This window comes from Mesorhizobium sp. M7A.F.Ca.AU.001.01.1.1 (assembly GCF_004022735.1).
Lineage (GTDB): Bacteria > Pseudomonadota > Alphaproteobacteria > Rhizobiales > Rhizobiaceae > Mesorhizobium > Mesorhizobium ciceri.
This window is the reverse complement of sequence record NZ_RZPF01000715.1, coordinates 1-3,344: the sequence shown is the minus strand read 5'-3', so window position 1 is coordinate 3,344 and position 3,344 is coordinate 1. Positions and strand designations below refer to the sequence as shown.

At 63.8% G+C, this 3,344-nt stretch carries 3 protein-coding genes; 2 read left to right on the top strand and 1 reads right to left on the bottom strand.

The window, feature by feature from the left end; translation table 11 throughout:
• Both EN884_RS30410 and EN884_RS30405 read left to right on the top strand, forming a co-directional pair.
• A partial coding sequence (locus EN884_RS30410; protein WP_281034852.1) for a glycine cleavage T C-terminal barrel domain-containing protein occupies window positions 1-1,531 on the top strand: 1,531 nt, incomplete at its 5' end.
• Window positions 1,532-1,540: 9 nt separating this feature from the next.
• On the top strand, window positions 1,541-2,896 hold the full coding sequence (locus EN884_RS30405) for a Xaa-Pro peptidase family protein (protein ID WP_128360927.1): 1,356 nt from the start codon (window positions 1,541-1,543) through the stop codon (window positions 2,894-2,896).
• On the opposite strand, the gene EN884_RS30400 is transcribed toward EN884_RS30405, so the two are convergent.
• Window positions 2,861-3,344 (bottom strand): PhnD/SsuA/transferrin family substrate-binding protein (locus EN884_RS30400; RefSeq protein ID WP_164895250.1); only part of this gene is annotated, 484 nt, incomplete at its 5' end. The genes EN884_RS30405 and EN884_RS30400 overlap by 36 nt on opposite strands.

The following is a 3,344-nucleotide window of genomic DNA, read 5'->3' as shown; positions in this document are numbered from 1 at the left end:
CGCCTGCGCCGTGATGGCCGGCTTCAGCCAAGGCGGCGGCGTCGGTCTGGCACTGTCGAACTGGATGGTGCATGGCGATCCTGGCTTCGATGTCTGGGGCATGGATGTTACACGCTTCGGTGAATGGGCCGGCCTGCGCTACACCAACGCCAAGGTGCGGGAAAACTATTCGCGCCGCTTCTCCATCCGCTTCCCCAATGAGGAACTGCCGGCGGCACGTCCGGCGCAGACGACGCCGCTCTACGACACGATGCTGGCCAACAACGCGGTCATGGGCGACAGCTGGGGCCTCGAAACCCCGCTCTGGTTCGCACCTGAAGGCAAGGAACCCAGGGATATCGTCTCCTTCCATCGCTCCAACGATTTTGGGCCGATCGGCGAGGAAGTGCGCGCCACGCGTGAGCGCGTCGGCGTCACCGAGATCGCCAATTTTGCCAAATACGAAGTCTCGGGACCCGCGGCCGAGGATTTCCTCAACCGGCTGATGACCAACCGCATGCCGAAGACCCGCCGCATCGTGCTGACGCCGATGCTCAACGAGTTCGGCAAGCTGATCGGCGACTTCACCATCGCCAAGGCGGCAGAAGACCGCTTCATGATCTGGGGCTCTTCGGCGGCGCAGAAATACCACATGCGCTGGTTCGAGAAGCACCTGCCGAAGGACGGAACGGTGCGCATCCACCGCTTCGACCAGACGCTGGTCGGCCTGTCGATCGCCGGGCCGAAATCACGGGACCTGCTGCAGAAACTGGTCGATGTCGACGTCTCGACAAAAGCCTTCCGTTTCATGGATTTCCGCGAGATGGCTGTTGGCGGGGCGCCTTGCATGGTCAACCGCATCACCTACACCGGCGACCTCGGCTATGAAATCTGGATGGCGCCGGCCTACGAACGCCTGGTTTACAAAGCGATCAAGGACGCCGGCGAGGAATTCGGCCTTGTCGATTTCGGCATGCGCGCTCTGCTCTCCATGCGCCTCGAAAAGAACTTTCCGACCTGGTTCCGCGAGTTGCGGCCGATCTATGGACCGTTCGAAGGCGCGATGGACCGCTTCATCAAGCTCGAGAAGAATGACTTCATCGGCCGCGAGGCCGCCGCCAAGGAACAGGCCGAGGGGCCAAAGCTGCGCCGCGTCTCCTTCATCGTCGATGCCACCGACGCCGATGTCATGGGTGACGAGCCGATCTGGGCCAAGGTCAGCAAGGACTACGGCACGGTGGAAAAGCCGCATGGCTATGGCGCGCCGCGCTTCGACAAGGGCGGCAAGGAAATACGTGGCTCCAAGGCTGCCGAAGGCGCATCCGCCGTGCGCGGCATCGTCGACGGCGACTGGCGCGTGGTCGGCTGGGTCACGTCGGGCGGCTATGCGCATTATGTGCAGAAGTCGATGGCGCAGGGCTATATCCCCGCAGCGCTTGCCGAGGACGAAAGTGCCGGGCTGTTCGAGATCGAGATCCTCGGTCAACGGCGCCCGGCCCGCATCAATGTCGAAGCGCCCTTCGATCCGAGCGGCGAGAAGATGCGGACCTGAGGTTCGACGATGGACAGCGCGGGGCCGAAGGGCAGCTTTGGCCGCCACCGCAAGATCATGCCGTTCGAGCCGGGCTCGATCGAAGCTTTGCGCGACGCCTCCCGTCAGAAGGCGGGTTCGCTCAACCAGCATGTGCTGGGCTATGGCCCGCAGACCGAGGCTGAGTGGGCGGCGGCAGGCATTGCCGCGCCCGACCTGGCGGCGATGCGAAAATACCGGCTGGAGCGTATCCGCGCCGAGCTGAAGCGGCGCGGCTATGCCGGCGCCCTGCTCTACGACCCCGTCAACATCCGCTACGCCACCGACAGCACCAACATGCAGCTTTGGGTGGCGCACAATCCGACGCGGCATTGCTTTGTCGCCACTGAAGGCCCGGTGGTGCTGTTCGATTATTTTTCCTGCGAGCACCTGTCCGACCATTCCGGCGTCGTCAACGAGGTGCGGCCGGCGGTGTCGTGGATGTATCTCTATGGCGGTGAGCTGACCGAGCAAAAGGTCCGCCGTTGGGCCGCCGGAATAGCCGATTTGGTCAGGGAATATGGTAGCGGCAACAGCCGCATCGCCGTCGACCACATCAATCCCGAAGGCGTCGAGGAGCTGGCTCGCCTCGGCATTTCCATCGGCAATGGCGAAGCCGTGATGGAGAACGCGCGGCTGATCAAATCGCCGGACGAAATCCTCGCCATGCGCCGGGCGATTGTCGCTTGCGAAGCGGCGATGGGCGAGATGGAACAGGCGCTGAAGCCGGGCATTTCCGAGAACGAGCTATGGGCGGAATTGCATCGTGGCAACATCGCGCGCGGCGGCGAGTGGATCGAGACGCGACTGCTGACGTCAGGCCCGCGCACCAATCCGTGGTTCCAGGAATGCTCTTCGCGAAAGATCGAGGCTGGCGATCTCGTCGCCTTCGACACCGACCTGATCGGCCCCTACGGCTTCTGCGCCGACCTGTCGCGCACCTGGCTGTGCGGCGATGCAAACCCGTCGAATGAACAGCGCGCCCTGTTCCGCATCGCCGCCGACCAGATCGAACACAACACGGCTCTGATGCAGCCAGGCATCTCGTTTCGCGACCTCGTCGAAGCCTCGGCGGTGCCGCCGGGTGACTGCTTCCCGACGCGCTACGGCGTGCTCTATCACGGCGTCGGTCTGGCCGATGAATACCCGACCTTGCCGCATGCCAGCGACTGGACATCGGACACGCCGGACGGCGTGCTGGAACCTGGCATGGTGCTGTGCGTGGAAAGCTATATCGGCCGGCTTGGCGGGCGCGAAGGCGTCAAGCTCGAAGAGCAGATCCTGATCACCGAGGCCGGCAACGAACAGCTCTCAACCTACCCGCTGGATACGAGGCTGCTCGGATAGTCCGGCAAGCGCTTCTCGCATTGCCCTGACTGTCTTTTCCGGCGTTGCCCTCGCCGTGATGAACGGCAGGCCTTTGCGCCGTCCGGTCCAGCCGACGATCGCGACTTTCCGCGCTGCTGGCTCGAAGCGCTGCGCCAGCGCCCAGCTTTCGCAGTCGATCGCTGCAACATCGGCCCAGCCCTCGGCAATGGCGACGATTGAAGCGCGGTGACCGCCGCTCTCGCTACGCGACGAAAAGATGTCCAAGCCTTCGCCGGCCGCTTGCAGGTCGCGCGTCAGCGCAATGATGCCCGACATGGAATCGAGGCTGTTGAAGGTGAAGCGCTTGCCGCGGATCAGATCGAGCGGGATGAGAGCGCTGCCATCCGCAGGCGATCGAACTTCCGGTCCCTCGCCTATCCGCATCACCAGAGCGCTCGAATAGAGCTCGCCCTGCCCGCCTTCATAG